The organism is Bifidobacterium criceti (assembly GCF_002286935.1).
GTDB lineage: Bacteria > Actinomycetota > Actinomycetes > Actinomycetales > Bifidobacteriaceae > Bifidobacterium > Bifidobacterium criceti.
Genome location: NZ_MVOH01000007.1, coordinates 62,828 through 77,536 on the forward strand (window position 1 = coordinate 62,828; position 14,709 = coordinate 77,536).

General features: G+C 58.0%; 10 protein-coding genes. 6 read left to right on the forward strand and 4 right to left on the reverse strand.

What is annotated here, in order from left to right:
• Window positions 1-178 precede the first annotated feature (178 nt).
• The 4 genes from B1526_RS03795 to B1526_RS03810 all read left to right on the forward strand — a co-directional run bounded on the left by B1526_RS03795 (window position 179) and on the right by B1526_RS03810 (window position 6,384).
• On the forward strand, window positions 179-1,696 hold the full coding sequence (locus B1526_RS03795) for a formate--tetrahydrofolate ligase (RefSeq protein ID WP_095614771.1): 1,518 nt from the start codon (window positions 179-181) through the stop codon (window positions 1,694-1,696).
• Window positions 1,697-2,449: 753 nt separating this feature from the next.
• Complete coding sequence (locus tag B1526_RS03800) at window positions 2,450-4,432, forward strand: hypothetical protein (protein WP_095614772.1); 1,983 nt, start codon at window positions 2,450-2,452, stop codon at window positions 4,430-4,432.
• Between the two features lie 142 nt (window positions 4,433-4,574).
• Window positions 4,575-6,089, forward strand: coding sequence for a prealbumin-like fold domain-containing protein (locus B1526_RS03805; RefSeq protein ID WP_133088440.1), 1,515 nt, complete (start codon window positions 4,575-4,577; stop codon window positions 6,087-6,089).
• Window positions 6,028-6,384 (forward strand): prealbumin-like fold domain-containing protein, encoded by a 357-nt coding sequence (locus B1526_RS03810; protein WP_157908691.1) that lies wholly within the window; start codon window positions 6,028-6,030, stop codon window positions 6,382-6,384. Before B1526_RS03805 ends, B1526_RS03810 begins: the two co-directional genes overlap by 62 nt.
• A gap of 89 nt (window positions 6,385-6,473) precedes the next feature.
• Here B1526_RS03810 and B1526_RS03815 read toward each other — a convergent pair whose 3' ends face one another.
• From B1526_RS03815 to B1526_RS03830, 4 genes are all read right to left on the reverse strand, one after another.
• Window positions 6,474-6,821 (reverse strand): phenylpyruvate tautomerase MIF-related protein, encoded by a 348-nt coding sequence (locus B1526_RS03815; protein ID WP_095614775.1) that lies wholly within the window; start codon window positions 6,819-6,821, stop codon window positions 6,474-6,476.
• 277 nt (window positions 6,822-7,098) lie between these two features.
• Window positions 7,099-7,656 (reverse strand): GtrA family protein, encoded by a 558-nt coding sequence (locus tag B1526_RS03820; RefSeq protein ID WP_095614776.1) that lies wholly within the window; start codon window positions 7,654-7,656, stop codon window positions 7,099-7,101.
• Between the two features lie 131 nt (window positions 7,657-7,787).
• Window positions 7,788-8,729, reverse strand: a complete 942-nt coding sequence (locus B1526_RS03825) for a hypothetical protein (RefSeq protein ID WP_095614777.1) — start codon at window positions 8,727-8,729, stop codon at window positions 7,788-7,790.
• A 38-nt stretch (window positions 8,730-8,767) separates the two neighbouring features.
• A complete protein-coding gene (locus tag B1526_RS03830) occupies window positions 8,768-9,427 on the reverse strand; it encodes a histidine phosphatase family protein (RefSeq protein ID WP_095614778.1) in 660 nt (219 codons plus the stop codon).
• Between the two features lie 471 nt (window positions 9,428-9,898).
• Between B1526_RS03830 and B1526_RS09270 the strand changes: the two genes are divergently transcribed.
• Together B1526_RS09270 and B1526_RS09275 are read left to right on the forward strand one after the other, a co-directional pair.
• Window positions 9,899-11,809: a collagen binding domain-containing protein gene (locus B1526_RS09270; RefSeq protein ID WP_095614779.1), complete on the forward strand. Its 1,911-nt coding sequence runs from the start codon at window positions 9,899-9,901 to the stop codon at window positions 11,807-11,809.
• Between the two features lie 1,414 nt (window positions 11,810-13,223).
• The gene (locus B1526_RS09275) at window positions 13,224-14,507 is read left to right on the forward strand and encodes a SpaA isopeptide-forming pilin-related protein (RefSeq protein WP_235607022.1); all 1,284 of its coding nucleotides are present in this window, start codon (window positions 13,224-13,226) and stop codon (window positions 14,505-14,507) included.
• Window positions 14,508-14,709 lie beyond the last annotated feature (202 nt).

A 14,709-nucleotide genomic window follows, 5' to 3' on the forward strand; every position in this document is an offset into this window, starting at 1 on the left:
GGACGTTGGGTGGCTGTGTTGCGCGGCATCGCCGCCGCAGACAGCTGCATTCGCACACCGCACCCCCCACTGTTTCGCACAGTGACACGTCCGCGTCCACGGCCGCGGTGTGCTGATATGTTGGGAAGGCACCAACATCCGGACACTACATCCAATATCCGTGGAAAGGAACGTGACCGTGACGCTCATCGAGGAATTCACCAAACCTTACGGACTGGTAGACAAGATCGACGCATTCGGTTATCTCGACTCGCTCAACAACAACCCCGACGCCCCGCGCAAGCATGGCAAAGTCGTCCTCGTCACTGCGGATACGCCGCTCAAGGCGTCGCGTGGCGAAGGTAAGACGACGACGACGATCGCGCTCATCGACGCGCTCAACGCGCGCGGCATCGACGCAGCCGCCGTGCTGCGCCAGCCGAGCATGGGCATCACGGCGGCCGGTTCGAAGGGCGGTGCGTCCGGCGGCGGCAAGGCGTCGCTCACGCATCCGGAGCTCATCGACTGGGGTCTGTGTGGGGAGATGGGCGCGATCGAGGCCGCGCAGAACCTGCTCGCGTCGTTCGCGGAGAAGGCCGTCGACGATGGGCTGCTCGACACGGTGATTGTTCCACGCGTCTCCGAAGTGCCGTCGCGCTCGCTGCGCAGCGTCGTCGTCGACGCCGGCAAGAACGACGTGCATGAGAAGACCGTGCTCACGCCGACGTGCGAACTGATGCAGATCGTCGTCCTGTCGCGTTCGATGGACGAGATCGCGGAACGCGTCGCGAAGATGATCGCCGGTACGAAGGACGGCAAAGCCGTGACGTTCGGTGAGTTCATCGACCTGTGGCGCATCACGAACATCCTCGCCGACGCCGTCAAGCCTGCGAAGACGGAGACGAAGAACGGTTCCCCCGTGTACGTGCACGGCGGTCCGTTCGCGAACGTGTCGATCGGCATTCCGTCGCTCGTGTCCGTCGAGATGGCGTGCGCGTTGCACGATGTCGTCATCGTCGAAGCCGGCTACGGCGCCGACGCGGGCGCGCAGAAATGGCTTGACATCGCGTGCCGCGAATACGGCGCACAGTGGCCGAGCGCGGCCGTCGTCGTGACGCGCGCGTCGACGTGGCGCGACGATCCCGCGCTCCAGTGGCGCTATCCGTTCCACGTGGAACGTCTTGAGGGACTCGGTATTCCGACGTTCCCCCTCATCAACCTGTGGGACGGCGAGGACGACCAGGTTCCCGCACTGCGCGAGACCGCCGCCGAATTGAAGTTCCGAGATCCAATCGTCGGCAACCTCTACCGCGACGGTGGCGACGCGCTCGCGCCGCAGCTCGATGCGTTCGCCGACGCCGTGAGCGCCGACGGGGCGCCTGAGACGCCCGAAAGCCACAAGGGCATGCCGCTCGTCGAGAACGTCAAATGGGTGTGCGAGCACGCGTACGGTGTTCCCGCCGATCGCGTCGTGATGAAGCCGGGCTTCGAGGAGTCGCTTGAGGTGGCGCGTGCGCTCGCCGAGGACGCTGGAGTCGCGTTCGACGACCTCGCGCTCGTCGCCGTGAAGTCGCCCGCGACGATGACCGACAACGATGCCGCACCCGCCGACGAGCGCACGGTGACGCTCAAGAAGGTCGACGTCCACTCCGGCGCGGGCCTCGTCCACGTCAATCTGACGACGTCGCTCACAACGCCGATGCCGAAGATCGTCTGAGATTTCGTTCGGTTTCGCCTTTCAGGGCCGTCCGCACACCATGTGCGGACGGCCCCATCGTATGTGGGGATGGGAGTGGGCGGGTTGGTGGTTGGCGTCTGCGTAGTGGGTCGGAAACGGTGGGGTTTGCGGGTGGGTTGGTAGTTGGGAGCTGCGGTGCGGAACGGAGTGGGTGGGTGTGTAGATGGCATCTGCGGATTGGGGCGGAAAAGGGTTGGTTTGCGGGTGGGCTGGAAGATTGGAGCTGCGGTGTGGGTCGGAACGGGCGCATTGGTGGGGGCGTCTGCGTGTTGCGGGAGTGGGGAACGTGTCATGCAGTGCCGGAGATGTCTGGAAAAGGTGGGCAGTGTGTGTGGCGTGGGCGTCGTCGATATGCGACAGATGATATGAGAACGTTGTAGAGCGGCGGAACACGGATGGCGTGTTGTTGAGGTGTCCAAGATGGTGTGCGCATGCCGTCGATAGACGTAGATGAAACACTTAAGTTGTTAAGTGCGATATTTTCCGCGCATTCATGTTTGGTTGCCCAATGAAGAAAGTAGTGCAGGCCTTCGCGTCATTGATGTTTGACAACGTGTGCGCAACAGGGTGCACACCAATGACAAAGCGTGAAAACGCGCCCCGGTTCGTTTAATGTTCATTAAACGCTTAATAGTCTCTTAGCGTAGTGATAACGACGTTCTACGCGAGCCGGGGCGATGTATGCAGCGAACAAGAAACAGTCAAACCGTCAGTAAGTCAAGGAGAAGGACGATGGGTGGCAGAAGAGGCGCTTTCGCGCATAATCATGTTGCGGCGTATAGGCGCGCCTTGACGTCGGTCGAAGGCGCAGTGCTCGCAATCATACTGGTGTTGATTATGGGAGTTATCACGCCGCTTGCCGCATCGGCGGTCACGGATGGCTATATGGACGCGACCGGCAATACGTCGAAAGTGACCGTGGAGCTGAAAGCCACAGTGCGTGACGGCAATGGTGCTGAGACGCAGCAAACCTTCAAGGGCGATGACCTCAATAACATCGGAAACGTTGTGCCGGACAAGGACATGTCGTTCTATGTCGATGTGCATCTGGGGGATGACGCCGTCGTGAAAGGTGACGGTACGAAAAACCTGAAATGGGAGTACCCGTTCGGCATTCCTGCCGCGATGGTCAAGGATCAGAGTGAAATCAACGAAGTGCACACGGTCCGTGAAGGCGGTCGTACCGTCGCGACGGTGACGCTCAGGAAAGACGCGCAGGGCAAGCTGTACCTGCAGGTCGAATTCGATGAGGAGTATGCAAAGGACAAGAACTCGGACTTCTTCTTCAGCTACAATCTGCGGGCGATCTTCCGAGATGAGCTCATTCCGGATGGTGGGACGATGTCTTGGGAGTTCCCTGGTGTCGGAACAACAATCACCGTGCAGCGCGAAGCGGCGTCGATGTCGGGTAGCAAGTCCTGCAATTGGAAGGGGTCGTCGCAGACCGACCTTACATGCACGGTGCGCCTCAATGCGAGCGGTGATGTGAAGAATTTCAAGTTTGAAGATACGCATGGTGCGAATCTGCGAATTACTTCGAATATGACTGCACGATATGAGTCCGGGGCAAAAGACGACACGGAAGCGCGCGCCGCTGCCGACAAGATGAATGAGCAGTTCCAAAATGGTGGGACGACTCTTGATTTCGGCAATGACAAACTGCCGAAGGGCACGTACGTCATCACTTACGATACGAGGATTGATGTGCCTCAAGGCACGAATCTGGAGCAATTCGAGTACAGAAACGCCTCCAATACCGCGAAGTGGAATTGGGGTGGCAATAAGGGAGGCGAGTCCACTTACACGCCGTCGTTCCATAAGCTCAACATCAACTGGATCAACAAGAATGGTGAACTGCAGTCGGAGACAGTTGAAGATGGGAAGAAAGTCAAGGTCAAGCAGATCAAATGGACTGTCAAGTTCAATGACGGTGGTGACAAAGGCAATCTACGTGGCCGTACCTTCGAGGACATTCTCGATGATACACAGACGTTTACTGGAACAGCCTCTATCAGGGTCGACGATGGTCAGGAAATGAGTGCCGCTGATTTTGTGGCGCAGCATCCTGAGATGGAAGGTTTGTTCCCTGTACAAGGTGCGAAAGGAACGCATGGTTTTACGTTCCCGGACAACGATGACTACAACAAGTATGAAGTCATCTATTGCACGACGGTGGCCGATGATGGTATCAATGACCCATCCGATACCAAATATGAGAATACGATCACCTTCGATTGCGCGCCGCTGGGCTGTGAGGAGTGGCAGCAGGAGAAGGACGCCAGTGTGACGAAGCCTGCCCCAGGAGGGAATACGCCGGTGGAACCGGATAACCCGGACGATCCCCAATACGAGGAACCGCGATTCAGCAAGACTGTAGGCGAGCCCCGGCAGATCGGCGGACGCAGCACGTATATCGTTCCGTGGACGCTCGAATACACGCCGCCTGCAAGTGATCAGGATCCCGACAACAATCCGCAAGGCAGTGTCCGTAAGCTGCACCTGTACGAGGATTGGGTAAGGGCTTCCCTGAGGAATACTACTCCATTAATACTCAGTGGCAGGATGCTTCGTCTGATGCACGCGAGCTGCCGGATGGGGCGCGGTATCCGGAAGGTTTCTTCAAAAAGAACATGTCCAAGTACAACGGTCAGGATACCTATGACATGCATGACGGCGCCCCAGCGTTCACGCTCGCTTATGATCAGAACGATGTGATGAGCAACTACGATGCCGGCAAATGGAAGATGCGTATCACATATAACACATTATGTGATGGTGAACCGGACACCTACATCAACTATGCCAAATTCCGGTATGAGCAGGGACATCCGGGCAGACAATTGTACTCAAGGATTCGTTGGGATCGCCGAACTCGTATTATATGGATGGGTCATTTGTGCTCGCGACCGATCAAGGACGTGAAGCAGCGGTGAGCCCACAGCCGACAGTGGTGATTGCGAAGGGCGCGGTGACCCATCGACAGACTGCCACCATCAGCTTCAATCCCGCCGAACTGTACAACGGCGAGTATCCACTGAACGGAGACAAGGGCCCGCTTTACAAGGGCAAGAAGTTCAAGCTCTTCTACGATGTGGCTGTGAAGGGCATTCCAGGTCAGCAGATCGATGTGAGCAATTCGGTCAAATTCGGCGGCAGCATGGAAGGTTCCGCTTCTGCGCAACGCCCGGTGACGATTCAAATCCCAACGGCGGATGCGGGTGCCACTGGTTCGATAACCGCCACGAAGGTATCCGCGGACGACAACACGACACCGCTCAAGGGGGCTGAGTTCAAGATGTGCCAAGTCGATACGGGAAAGCCTGTGAAGGACAACGGCGTGTATGGCGGAAGTGGGGCGAGCGGGAAAGCGTGGCCGTGCACTGGAACCATCTATGACATGAAGACGGGTGCCAATGGGCAGCTGACGTTCTCGAATGGTAGCGGTGCCAACAACGAGACGTCTGTCTTCAATCTTCCTCAGAACACACTCTTCGTGGCATGGGAGACGAAAGCACCTGAGGGATATGTCGTCAATACGATGCCGCAGTACTTCTATCTGAAGTATCTGCGTGCGGACGATGCCGATACCGCCCTGACAGCGATCAGCAGTTATGCGGATAAGAACGATATCTACGTGCTCGATGCCGCATTCAGCATCGTCGACCCCCGTGCAGGATTCGCATGGGTGAAAGTGGATGAGAAGAACATCGAAACCGTTGAATCTTCGGGTAAGCCTTCGGTCTCACTCAAGAAAGCGCAGTACCTTGCAGGAACGGAATGGACACTGAAGTCCAACGACAACAGGTGCACGGGAGACCAGAAGTTCATCCCGAACTCCAATGTCGCATGCGAGGTGACCATTGTCGACAATGGTGCGCAGCAAACGGCAACGACTGCAGGCGGGCAACCGGTCACCTACATCACGCGACTCGCGGATGCGGATGGCGACGATGGCAGATTCAAGGTTTCCGGATTGCCGACCGGCAGCTATACGCTCACGGAGACGAAGGCCCCGAGCGGATACGAATCACCTGATGGCATCTCCTATACGGTGACGGTGAAGCGCGACGGCACTTTCGAGATGACCGATGCCACAACGACTGGTTCGCAGCTGCACGCACTGACTGATGATGACGGCAATCCCACTGGCGAATATGCTGTTGGCAACGATCGGAAGACGGCAGGGCTTGAATGGGGCAAAGTCGACGAAAGCGATGTCGAGACAAACGGCTCGTCGGTTGCGCTGAAAGAAGGTGCCGCATACCTTGGTGGCTCCGCGTGGTCGCTGACCTCCAACGCGTGCGGCCAAAGTGACCGGACTGCCGACCGGAACGTACATCCTGAAGGAAACGGAAGCTCCGGACGGCTATGAGGTGCCAGACGAAAGCCAGAATATGTTCCGGGTCACGTTGAACAATGCTGGCACGATGACATGGGTAAATGTCAACGTGACTGGCTCGCTCATCCATGGTCTGATGGGCGGTGATTGGAAGGTGACGGAGTTCGTCATCGGTAACGAACCCGGCGTCGAGCTACCGTCGGCCGGTGGCATCGGGACGCACTTCGCGGCGTTTGGCCTCGCATGCGTCGCGGCGGGTATGGTGCTCGCGGTCATCGCGCAGAAGAACCGCAAGCCCGGTGCGCACGCTGCGCCACGCATCGGCTGAGTAATCGGACCAACGGTACGCTGAGGGGTTGGGTTCGGATTCATCGATCCGAACCCAACCCCATTACCATATGCCTATCGGCGTCGCTATCAGAAGTTGGAGCCGTTCCAACCCCAATCAGGCGTCGCAGTGTAGCGGATGTAGGTGCGGTCGCCCGGAATCTCAAGTGTGTTCTGCAGTGCATCCATGATCTGCGGTGTGAGCTTGCTCCATGCGCTCGTCGGCACGTTCGAACCGAAGACGTTCACTTCGACGTACGCGACGGGGGCGGTATCGTCGCCACCGAAGTACATCGGCACATTGTCTTCGAACATGCACATGAGCCAACCTTCGGATTTGCCGGGAACGGCCGTGATCGCCTGGCCGAACAGGCTCTTGAGCGTGTCGCGCTGCTCTTTCGTTGTCGGAACGGAAACGTGGGTGTGAATGACTGGCATAGGTCCTCCTTGATTGGACGAAATCGTCACTGCCCACACTACTCGGCGCGCCGATGGCGTGCGCGGCGGCTACCTGCACCGTGTAGGCGACCGTGTGTGGCGGCACTGCCGTGTACGGTGTCCATCTGTGAGCTGTAGATGGCTGTTGTTGGCGGCACTGCCGACGGTGACGTCTACTTATCGTCCGTAGGCGGCTGTTGTTGGCGGCACTGCCGCGTACAACGTCTACCTATCGTCCGTATACGGCTGTACGTTGCGGCACTGCCACCGCACGCAGCTACTTCCAACCCTTCGGCGTGTGCTCGATCGACCACATGCCCAGACGGTGCGAGAAACTCTGCTCCCATTTCGCCTCAAGCTCTTCCTCGGACAGGATGTGGTCGCCGCGGCGCAGGCGGTTCATCGCGTTCGTATGCGTATCGTCGAGGAGCCATTTGCGGATGATGAAGTTCCAGATTGCGACGACGACGGTCGAAATGAGTTTGCCGATGTTCGTGCGCAGCAGATACATCGCGTGTTGGCTGATGTAGGCGTCTTTGTTCATGCCGTACGTCGACAGCCAAATGATGAACATGTTGATGAACAGACCGACGACCGCCGAGAACAGGAAGATCGCCATCTCCATCCACCGCGCCATGTCGGGGCGGTGTTTGAAGACGTATTTCATGCTCGCGAGATAGTTGAACACGAGCGCGATGAGGAACGAGATCGTGCCCGCGATGACGTTGTGCATATGGAACACGCCGACGAGGAGGTTGAGGATGCCCCAGTCGATGAGGAACGCGATGATGCCGACAACGCCGAATTTGAGGATTTGTTCGATGAGTTTTCGCACAGCAATAGTGTACAAGGTGGCCGTCCGAAGTCGCCGCGAGCGTAGCGCGGGGGTCCAGTGGTGCACAACGGTACGCTTGGGGCCGCGTCGGCGTACCGCAGCGCGAACAAGGTGTGCGCCCCCGCAGCCGCTTACAGTTCCACTTCGGGTTTCGTGGGGTCGTCTTTGACGTGGGCGAATTTCGCGGCGAGCGCTTCCTTGTTCTTGCGTTCGTCCTCTTCGCGGGCGCGCGCCTTCGCTTCCTTCGGGTCCCACAGGACGTCCTCGCGGTGCTTGCGCCACTCGGCGCCCGCGATCGGCGCGAGCGCCTGTGCGAGCACGACGGCGGCGTCGTCGGCGCTGTCGTCGCCGTTCGGTGTGACGTAGGCGGCGACGACACCGTGGTACTGTTCCGCCGTCAGGCAGATCTGCGGCACTTCGAGCGTCGCCGCGAACGCGTTGATGAATGGTATGAACGGCAGTGCGAGCGTCGCGACACCGCGCACGCGCGCTTCGGGTGCGCCGCCGGCCGTCGGCAGTTCGGCGCCGTTGTCCGCGGTGAACTGTGCGGTGACGGCGCGCAGCAGTTCGTCGAGCAGCACGACGGTGGCCGCGTACCGCCACGTGATCGGCTCGACGGTTGTCTCGGTGCGTTCGCTGACGAATTGTTCGACGTTCGCGACCGCGTCGCCGATCGCCGTCGTCGTCGCACCAGACCATGTGACGCCGAGCGCCGCTGCGGCGTCGAACAGGTCGTGCACGTCGTGCGATGACGTAAATTCGTCGAGTGTCTCGATCGCGTCGTTCGCCGCGTTGAGCGCGTCGACTTCCTCTTGTGGTCGCCCTGGGATCATGTCGGCGCCTTCGTAGACGAATTCGGCGTCCGCCATCGACACGTCCGCATCGGTCAATACGCACGCGGCGAGGCGGCTGAGGCGCACCTGCAGGTTCTCGCAGTAGCGCGCGTCGTTGTCCATGTGCATCGCGGATGTGAGCGGCCACAGTTCCGTCAGGTCCGCGGCCGTCTGCGCGGCCTGGCGGACCGCGGGAAGCGCGGCGATGCGCTCGACGACTTGTCCGGTGTCAACGTTCATTTTCGTCTCCTTATATATATAAAAAGTATGTGTATAGGTCACTCAATGCCGCGTGCGGGGTCGGCATAGGTGACCGACAATACGTCGTGCGTCGCATCGTCGTAGGTGATCGACGTGACCGATGCGAGCGCCGTCTTGCGCAACAGCATGTTGTGCTCGGGGTGCCCGGTTTCGAGCATGTGACGGTACGACCAGATCGGCGATTCGTGCGTGACGACGACGATCTGCTCGCCGGGGTGCTCGTCGATTTTTTCGAGGGCGAAATTGCGCACACGGTTTGCGATCGAACGGTAGCTTTCACCCCATGTCGGTCGCCACAGATTGCGGATGAGCTTGATGTTCTCGGGGCGCCACAGCGCGCCTTCCCCGTAACCGATGCGTTTGCCGCGGAATTCGTTGCGCGCTTCGATGAGACGGGGGTCGGTGATCAGTTCGAGGGGTTGTTCGCCGCGTTCGTCGCGCACTTCGTTGAGTTCGTGGAGGATGACTTCGGCGGTCTCGCGCGTGCGTTCCAAAGGGGACGAGTAGACGGCGCACGCCGTGTTCGTCTGTGGGTTCTCGGCGAGGTAGCGCGCCGTCGCGAACGCCATGCGGCGTCCGGCGTCGGACAGATGGAATCCGGGTAGCCGTTCGTACAGCACATGGTTGGGGTTGTAGACCTTGCCGTGGCGTACGAAGTTGATTGTGGTGGCCGTCATGCGCGCTCCTTGGATGCGTGGGGTTCTCCGGGCGCTTCGCGCTTTGCGTGTGCCCGGAAAAGTGCTGCCTCCTACCGTACTGTGCAGACGGTAAATATGGGGATTGCGGCGTTCCATCTGTCTGGTTGTCTGGCATGGCGACGACACGCCGTGACAACGTTGCCAGTCTGTTATGGACCGTGGTGAATATATCGGCATGAGTAAGTGAAATGACTATTGTCCCGATCCTTTCATGTTGCATGGAATGTGCATCGTGAGCGTGGGGAAAACACCGCTATTTTGGCGGTTTATGTCACATAGTGAGGTTTTCGTGCGAGACGCGCAAAGCATTTTCTGAAAGCGTATTCAAGAAGAGACAGAATGAGTAAATTCGTTTGACTAATATACTCTCTGAGCGTATATTCAGGGTGCAATACGGCATGTTCGAGCAGCAGGCACCAACGGCGAAGAGAGCGTGATGGGAGTGGAGCGATGGCGATTGTGCACAGGAGCAATGCCAAGGCCGGCATATCCGAGACACGCGTTTGCGCCTGGAAACGTGCTGTAGTCGCGCTCGCCGTCGCTGTCTCGTTGGTCTTCCTGCCCGTGGTGGGCACGACCGCAGTGGCGCAGGACGACGCGCCTGCGGTCTCGCAATCCGATGCCGCCGGTGACACTACATCCACGTACCGGCCATTGATAACAGATAATACAAATAATATTGCCGAGTCGAAATCGAAGGTGACGTTGCATTACAACGGCGACGATATCACGCATGGTGATCAGCCGCCCGTGCTGCCGCCTCACGCGAACCTGAAATTCGACCTCGACATCACCATCACCGACAGCGCCATCCATAATGACAATCCAAATGACCCTTCGCAGTACCAGTTGGATTGGGAATACCAGTTGCCGATCGATTACGCGTCGATCAACGACACGATGGGCAACAATGGCCAGCCCAAGGATCATGTGGTGTACGAAAACGGCGTGAGGGTCGCCACATTGAGAGTGGTGCCGGGCGAAGGCAACAACGCCAAGCTGCAGATCTCCTATGACCGGGACTATGTCGTCAGCAACGGCAAGAACACCAATTTCTATTTCAGGTATGGCCTCGATGTGAACTGGATCCCCAACGTGGACGAAGAAACGCTCCAGCAAACATGGGTGTTCCCCGGCACGGGCAGCTCTATTACCGTGCAGCGTGAACCGTGGGGCGTCACCGGGCAGAAAAGCTGCACACAGCCCGATATTGACACTCTGAAATCCACCTGTACCGTGACGCTCAACGCCGAAGGCGATATCGACAATTTCGAGTTCTCCGATACGCCGAAGGACGCGTTGACGATTGCAAGCGATTTTTCGATGACGATGGACAATGTGCAGGAATCATGGACGCCATCCTTCGTCTATAGAGAAGATGGTTCTAAGCGTGTGACGGAGGTGGAATTGGAGTCATCGTCGCTGCCCAAGCATGGGAATCCCAAGACGCCATACCTGCCCAAAGGCACATACACGATAACCTATACAACACGGATAGATGCAAAGCTTGCCACGACGAAACCCAATGACTCCCACCATTACGCGAATGCCGGCAACACCGCGACATGGAAGTGGAAAGACCATGATGAAGTGAACAGCACGGTCGAACCGGAAGTGCCCTCCGCCCATTACAACTGGGTGGGGCATAAAGAAGGCAATTGGGCCGACAATGAGCATACGACCATCAACTGGACGGTGCAGATCAACACGGCCAATGACAAATTCAATCTGGGCGACTACGAGTTCGTCGACACCTTGCAACCGGGGCATCACTATACAGGGGACGGCGCGAGCGTCGACTGCTTCGATGACTGGTCGAATCAGGGTAATCCACTGCGCCAACCATGGTCAGCTCTGGGTGTTAGCAATACGGAGACTGATACGAGTTTCACGTATGAATTCCCTGGGAATGCAGGCAAGCAGATATGTGTCATAAAGTATTCCACGCGAGTGGATACAAACACAGAGGTTTCCGAGTGGAAGAACACCGGCGAAATCCAGTGCAAGGATGACGACTGCACTCCGACCCCCGGGCCGGGCAAAGAAGCGAGCGTGCAGAAGGATCAGCCCGTTGACCCGGGATTCAATGAGACACTGTTGACGAAGAGCTCCCCCGCACAACAGGACGGGTATGTGTTTGAGGAGGCCGCACTCGGCTCCGGTGTCTACAAGGTGCCATGGCAGATCGATTTTCACCCCGCCCGAAGGTGGGCAGAAGATCACCGATTTGTTCCTGTACGAGGACTGGGTTCACGGCAATTCAGATGGCAATACGCTGCACATGTGGTACAGCCAGGATTACCTCGATCTGAAACTGGAGGAGGAGACAGAGCCGGGGAAGTGGACGCCGATCACGGATAAATACACCGTGGTCGAAGCGGATAGGAACGACTCCCGTGACGAGTGCAAGAAGGAGACGGACCCCAATCGTGCGGATACCTGCTATGCGGGCCTCACCGCCGAAAACGGCAAGCCGGCCGCTCGCCCGCTGCCCATGGGAACGGAGTACCCCAAGGGCTGGTACCATGAAAGCGACCGCAATTCCGCGGATTCATACGGCAACCACGACGGAGCGCCGGCTTTCCGCATCGTATTCGAGCACTCTGAAAGAGCGTTCAATAAGCCGTTGCGCATCACCTACAACACGTTATGCGACGGTGCTCCTGACCGGTACCACAACTACGCCAAATTCAGGTACATGGTGAATGGGAATCCGAGATACGAAGTCCCCCAAACGGATATCATGTTCGACCAAGGTAATGCGGCGGGCAAAATGGTGCATGCCAACCGTGATGGTGAGGCCAGTTGGCATGATAAGGCCGAATCGGGTAAGGTGCCGGATCCCAGCGATCCCAACAATAAAGTTGATGGTTGGACAGCGCATTGGCGTGTCTGGTCCAACGGTGTGAAATCATGGTGGATTTGTGATTGGTTGACGGACGCCAACGGAAACCAGGTTTGGAATGAAAACGGCCCCTACAAGGTCGAAGTGCCGGGCATGAGCGGCATTCAGGATCTATCGGGAGTCGATACCATCACCGTCACGGATACGTTGCCTTCAGACAAATGGCATTTGAATACGAGCAAGCCTGTATTCGGCTGGTTCGTGTCGATGCCTCCGAAGGAGTCGGTGACCGTGGATGGCAGCACGGTTGAAGCGTGGCCGACCACGAAGAACCTCTACACCAACAACTACGAGGCGGGCGAACAATGGCATGCGTTCAAAATTGCGCAGGAGTCGGGCTGCACAACTGATTCAGGCGATTCCGCAACATGCGCCACATACGATACGTCGAACAGCGGTACGATCGGATTCTCCATCCCCAATAATGGAACATTATCCAATTGGGAATACGAAGGCGACCCCAAGAACGAGAACATGGACCTGCCGGGAATCAACACTGAGAAACCGGAAATCCCCGTGCAGAGGAACTCGATCATCGTGCTCGAATTCGACACTTATATCACGCAAACGGATGCCAATCTCCCGGACAACAGCGCGGAACAAGTGACCAACCGCATCAAATTTGATTTCGCCGGTCTGGGCAGCCAATCGGCTTCCGGCACCACCACCCTCGCAAAGGGCGATGTCGTGAAACCGAGCAAGCGCGGGTATGACGCAGGCAACAACCTGATGAAGTACACCGTCGAGGTCGATACCAAGACGATGAAGGAGAAGCGTCTGCGCCCATTCACCGCAAGCGAGTCCCTGACCCTTGAAGACCAGTTGGGTTCCCCTAATGCGGAATATGTGCGCGATTCGTTCTCGCTGACCATGAATCATTCGCAGACGGTAGACCAGCGGTATTGGACCTTGCAATTCGGCAGGAACGACAATGGCAACGCAACGGTGACGGTCGCTCTACAGGGAGACGCTCAAGGCAACAATCCGTATTGGCCGGATGATCCGAATCATCTGACACTCAACGATGCCACACTGCAATTGCATTACAACGTGCAGGTGACTGGCGTTCCCGGAGTCCAGCGTACGATCAGCAACACGGTCAGACTGAAGGGCAGCACCGAAAGTGCGTTCACCCATACGGGTTACGTTCAGATCGTCAAACCGAATGCCGATGCCGGCACTACAGGCGCCACGGTACTGACCAAACGCGATAGTACCGATGTGACGGCAGTGCTGCCAGGCGCGGAGTTCAGCGTCTGCGAGGTGCCTACAGGGGACACCAATGTCCGGCCGCCAGATAAACCTTGTGAAACACCTATCACGTATACCACGGATTCCAATGGCAAGATTGCGTTCAGGCCCGGAGATGGTGACACGTCAGGCGCGGGTCTGAATGTCAACACGCTGTACGTGGCGTGGGAATCGAAGGCCCCGGCTGGGTATCTTCTGGATGCCACGCCACATTATTTCTATATCGCCAGCGCCTCGAACACCGACGAGGACAAGAGCGCGCTGCAGTCCCTGCAGGACTATGTGTCGAAGTACGAACTGGCCGCTACTTATTCCGGTTTCGATGTGTACGACATGCCCATCCAGGTTTCCTGGGGCAAGGTGGACGCCGCAAAGGTGACAGTTCAAGAGAATGGATCCGTTGCAGTGCAGGGAGGCGCATTCCTGCCGGGATCCGAATGGAAGATCCGTCAATGCCCCAGCGATCTTGTTCCGCAATCCGGCGAGGATCAGTGCACGAAGCAGGTGTGGACGGTGAAGGATGACGACACCACTGAAGGGCAAAGCCAGAAGGCCGATCGCGATCCCGCCTCGGGACACATCACGGTGGCGGGTCTTCCGGCTGGAACCTATATGCTGACGGAAACGAAAGCGCCTCAGGACTATCGCCAGGGGACTGGCTCGTATACCTTCACCATCAACCCCGACGGCACGGTGCAGTGGACAAACGCCGACGACCCCGATTTCCATACGACACCGTCAGGATTGCATGTCGTTGGGAACCACAAGGCGACGGTCACACTGCCCTCCGCAGGTGGGCGCGGCATGCATCTCATGGCCTTCGGCTTCGCAGTTCTGGCTGCCGGCATGTGCCTCGCCGTGGTCACATCCGGCCGAGGGGCGAAAGGCCGTCACGCCGCATAGTGCATAGGCGCCGTTCCTGTGGGCGGTTCAGTCATTCGAGATATTTTTCGAAAATCATGCAGCAGTCCGTTTTCACCGCGTGTCGCGCCGGTGGGTGCGACTAATGTGGCCGTGTCCGGCATACACATCGGCATAGGCGAACAGGCGCATAGGCGCACGCCGAACCGGCCATGTGCACGGGCACGGCTTCGCAGTGGTGGCG

Bases quoted from the DNA above. Each gene is read 5' to 3' on its own strand.
- B1526_RS03825 (WP_095614777.1), bottom strand. From the start codon at position 8,729: ATGAACGTTGACACCGGACAAGTCGTCGAGCGCATCGCCGCGCTTCCC.
- B1526_RS09275 (WP_235607022.1), top strand. From the start codon at position 13,224: ATGAATCATTCGCAGACGGTAGACCAGCGGTATTGGACCTTGCAATTC.
- B1526_RS03815 (WP_095614775.1), bottom strand. From the start codon at position 6,821: ATGCCAGTCATTCACACCCACGTTTCCGTTCCGACAACGAAAGAGCAG.
- B1526_RS09270 (WP_095614779.1), top strand. From the start codon at position 9,899: ATGGCGATTGTGCACAGGAGCAATGCCAAGGCCGGCATATCCGAGACA.
- B1526_RS03800 (WP_095614772.1), top strand. From the start codon at position 2,450: ATGGGTGGCAGAAGAGGCGCTTTCGCGCATAATCATGTTGCGGCGTAT.
- B1526_RS03830 (WP_095614778.1), bottom strand. From the start codon at position 9,427: ATGACGGCCACCACAATCAACTTCGTACGCCACGGCAAGGTCTACAAC.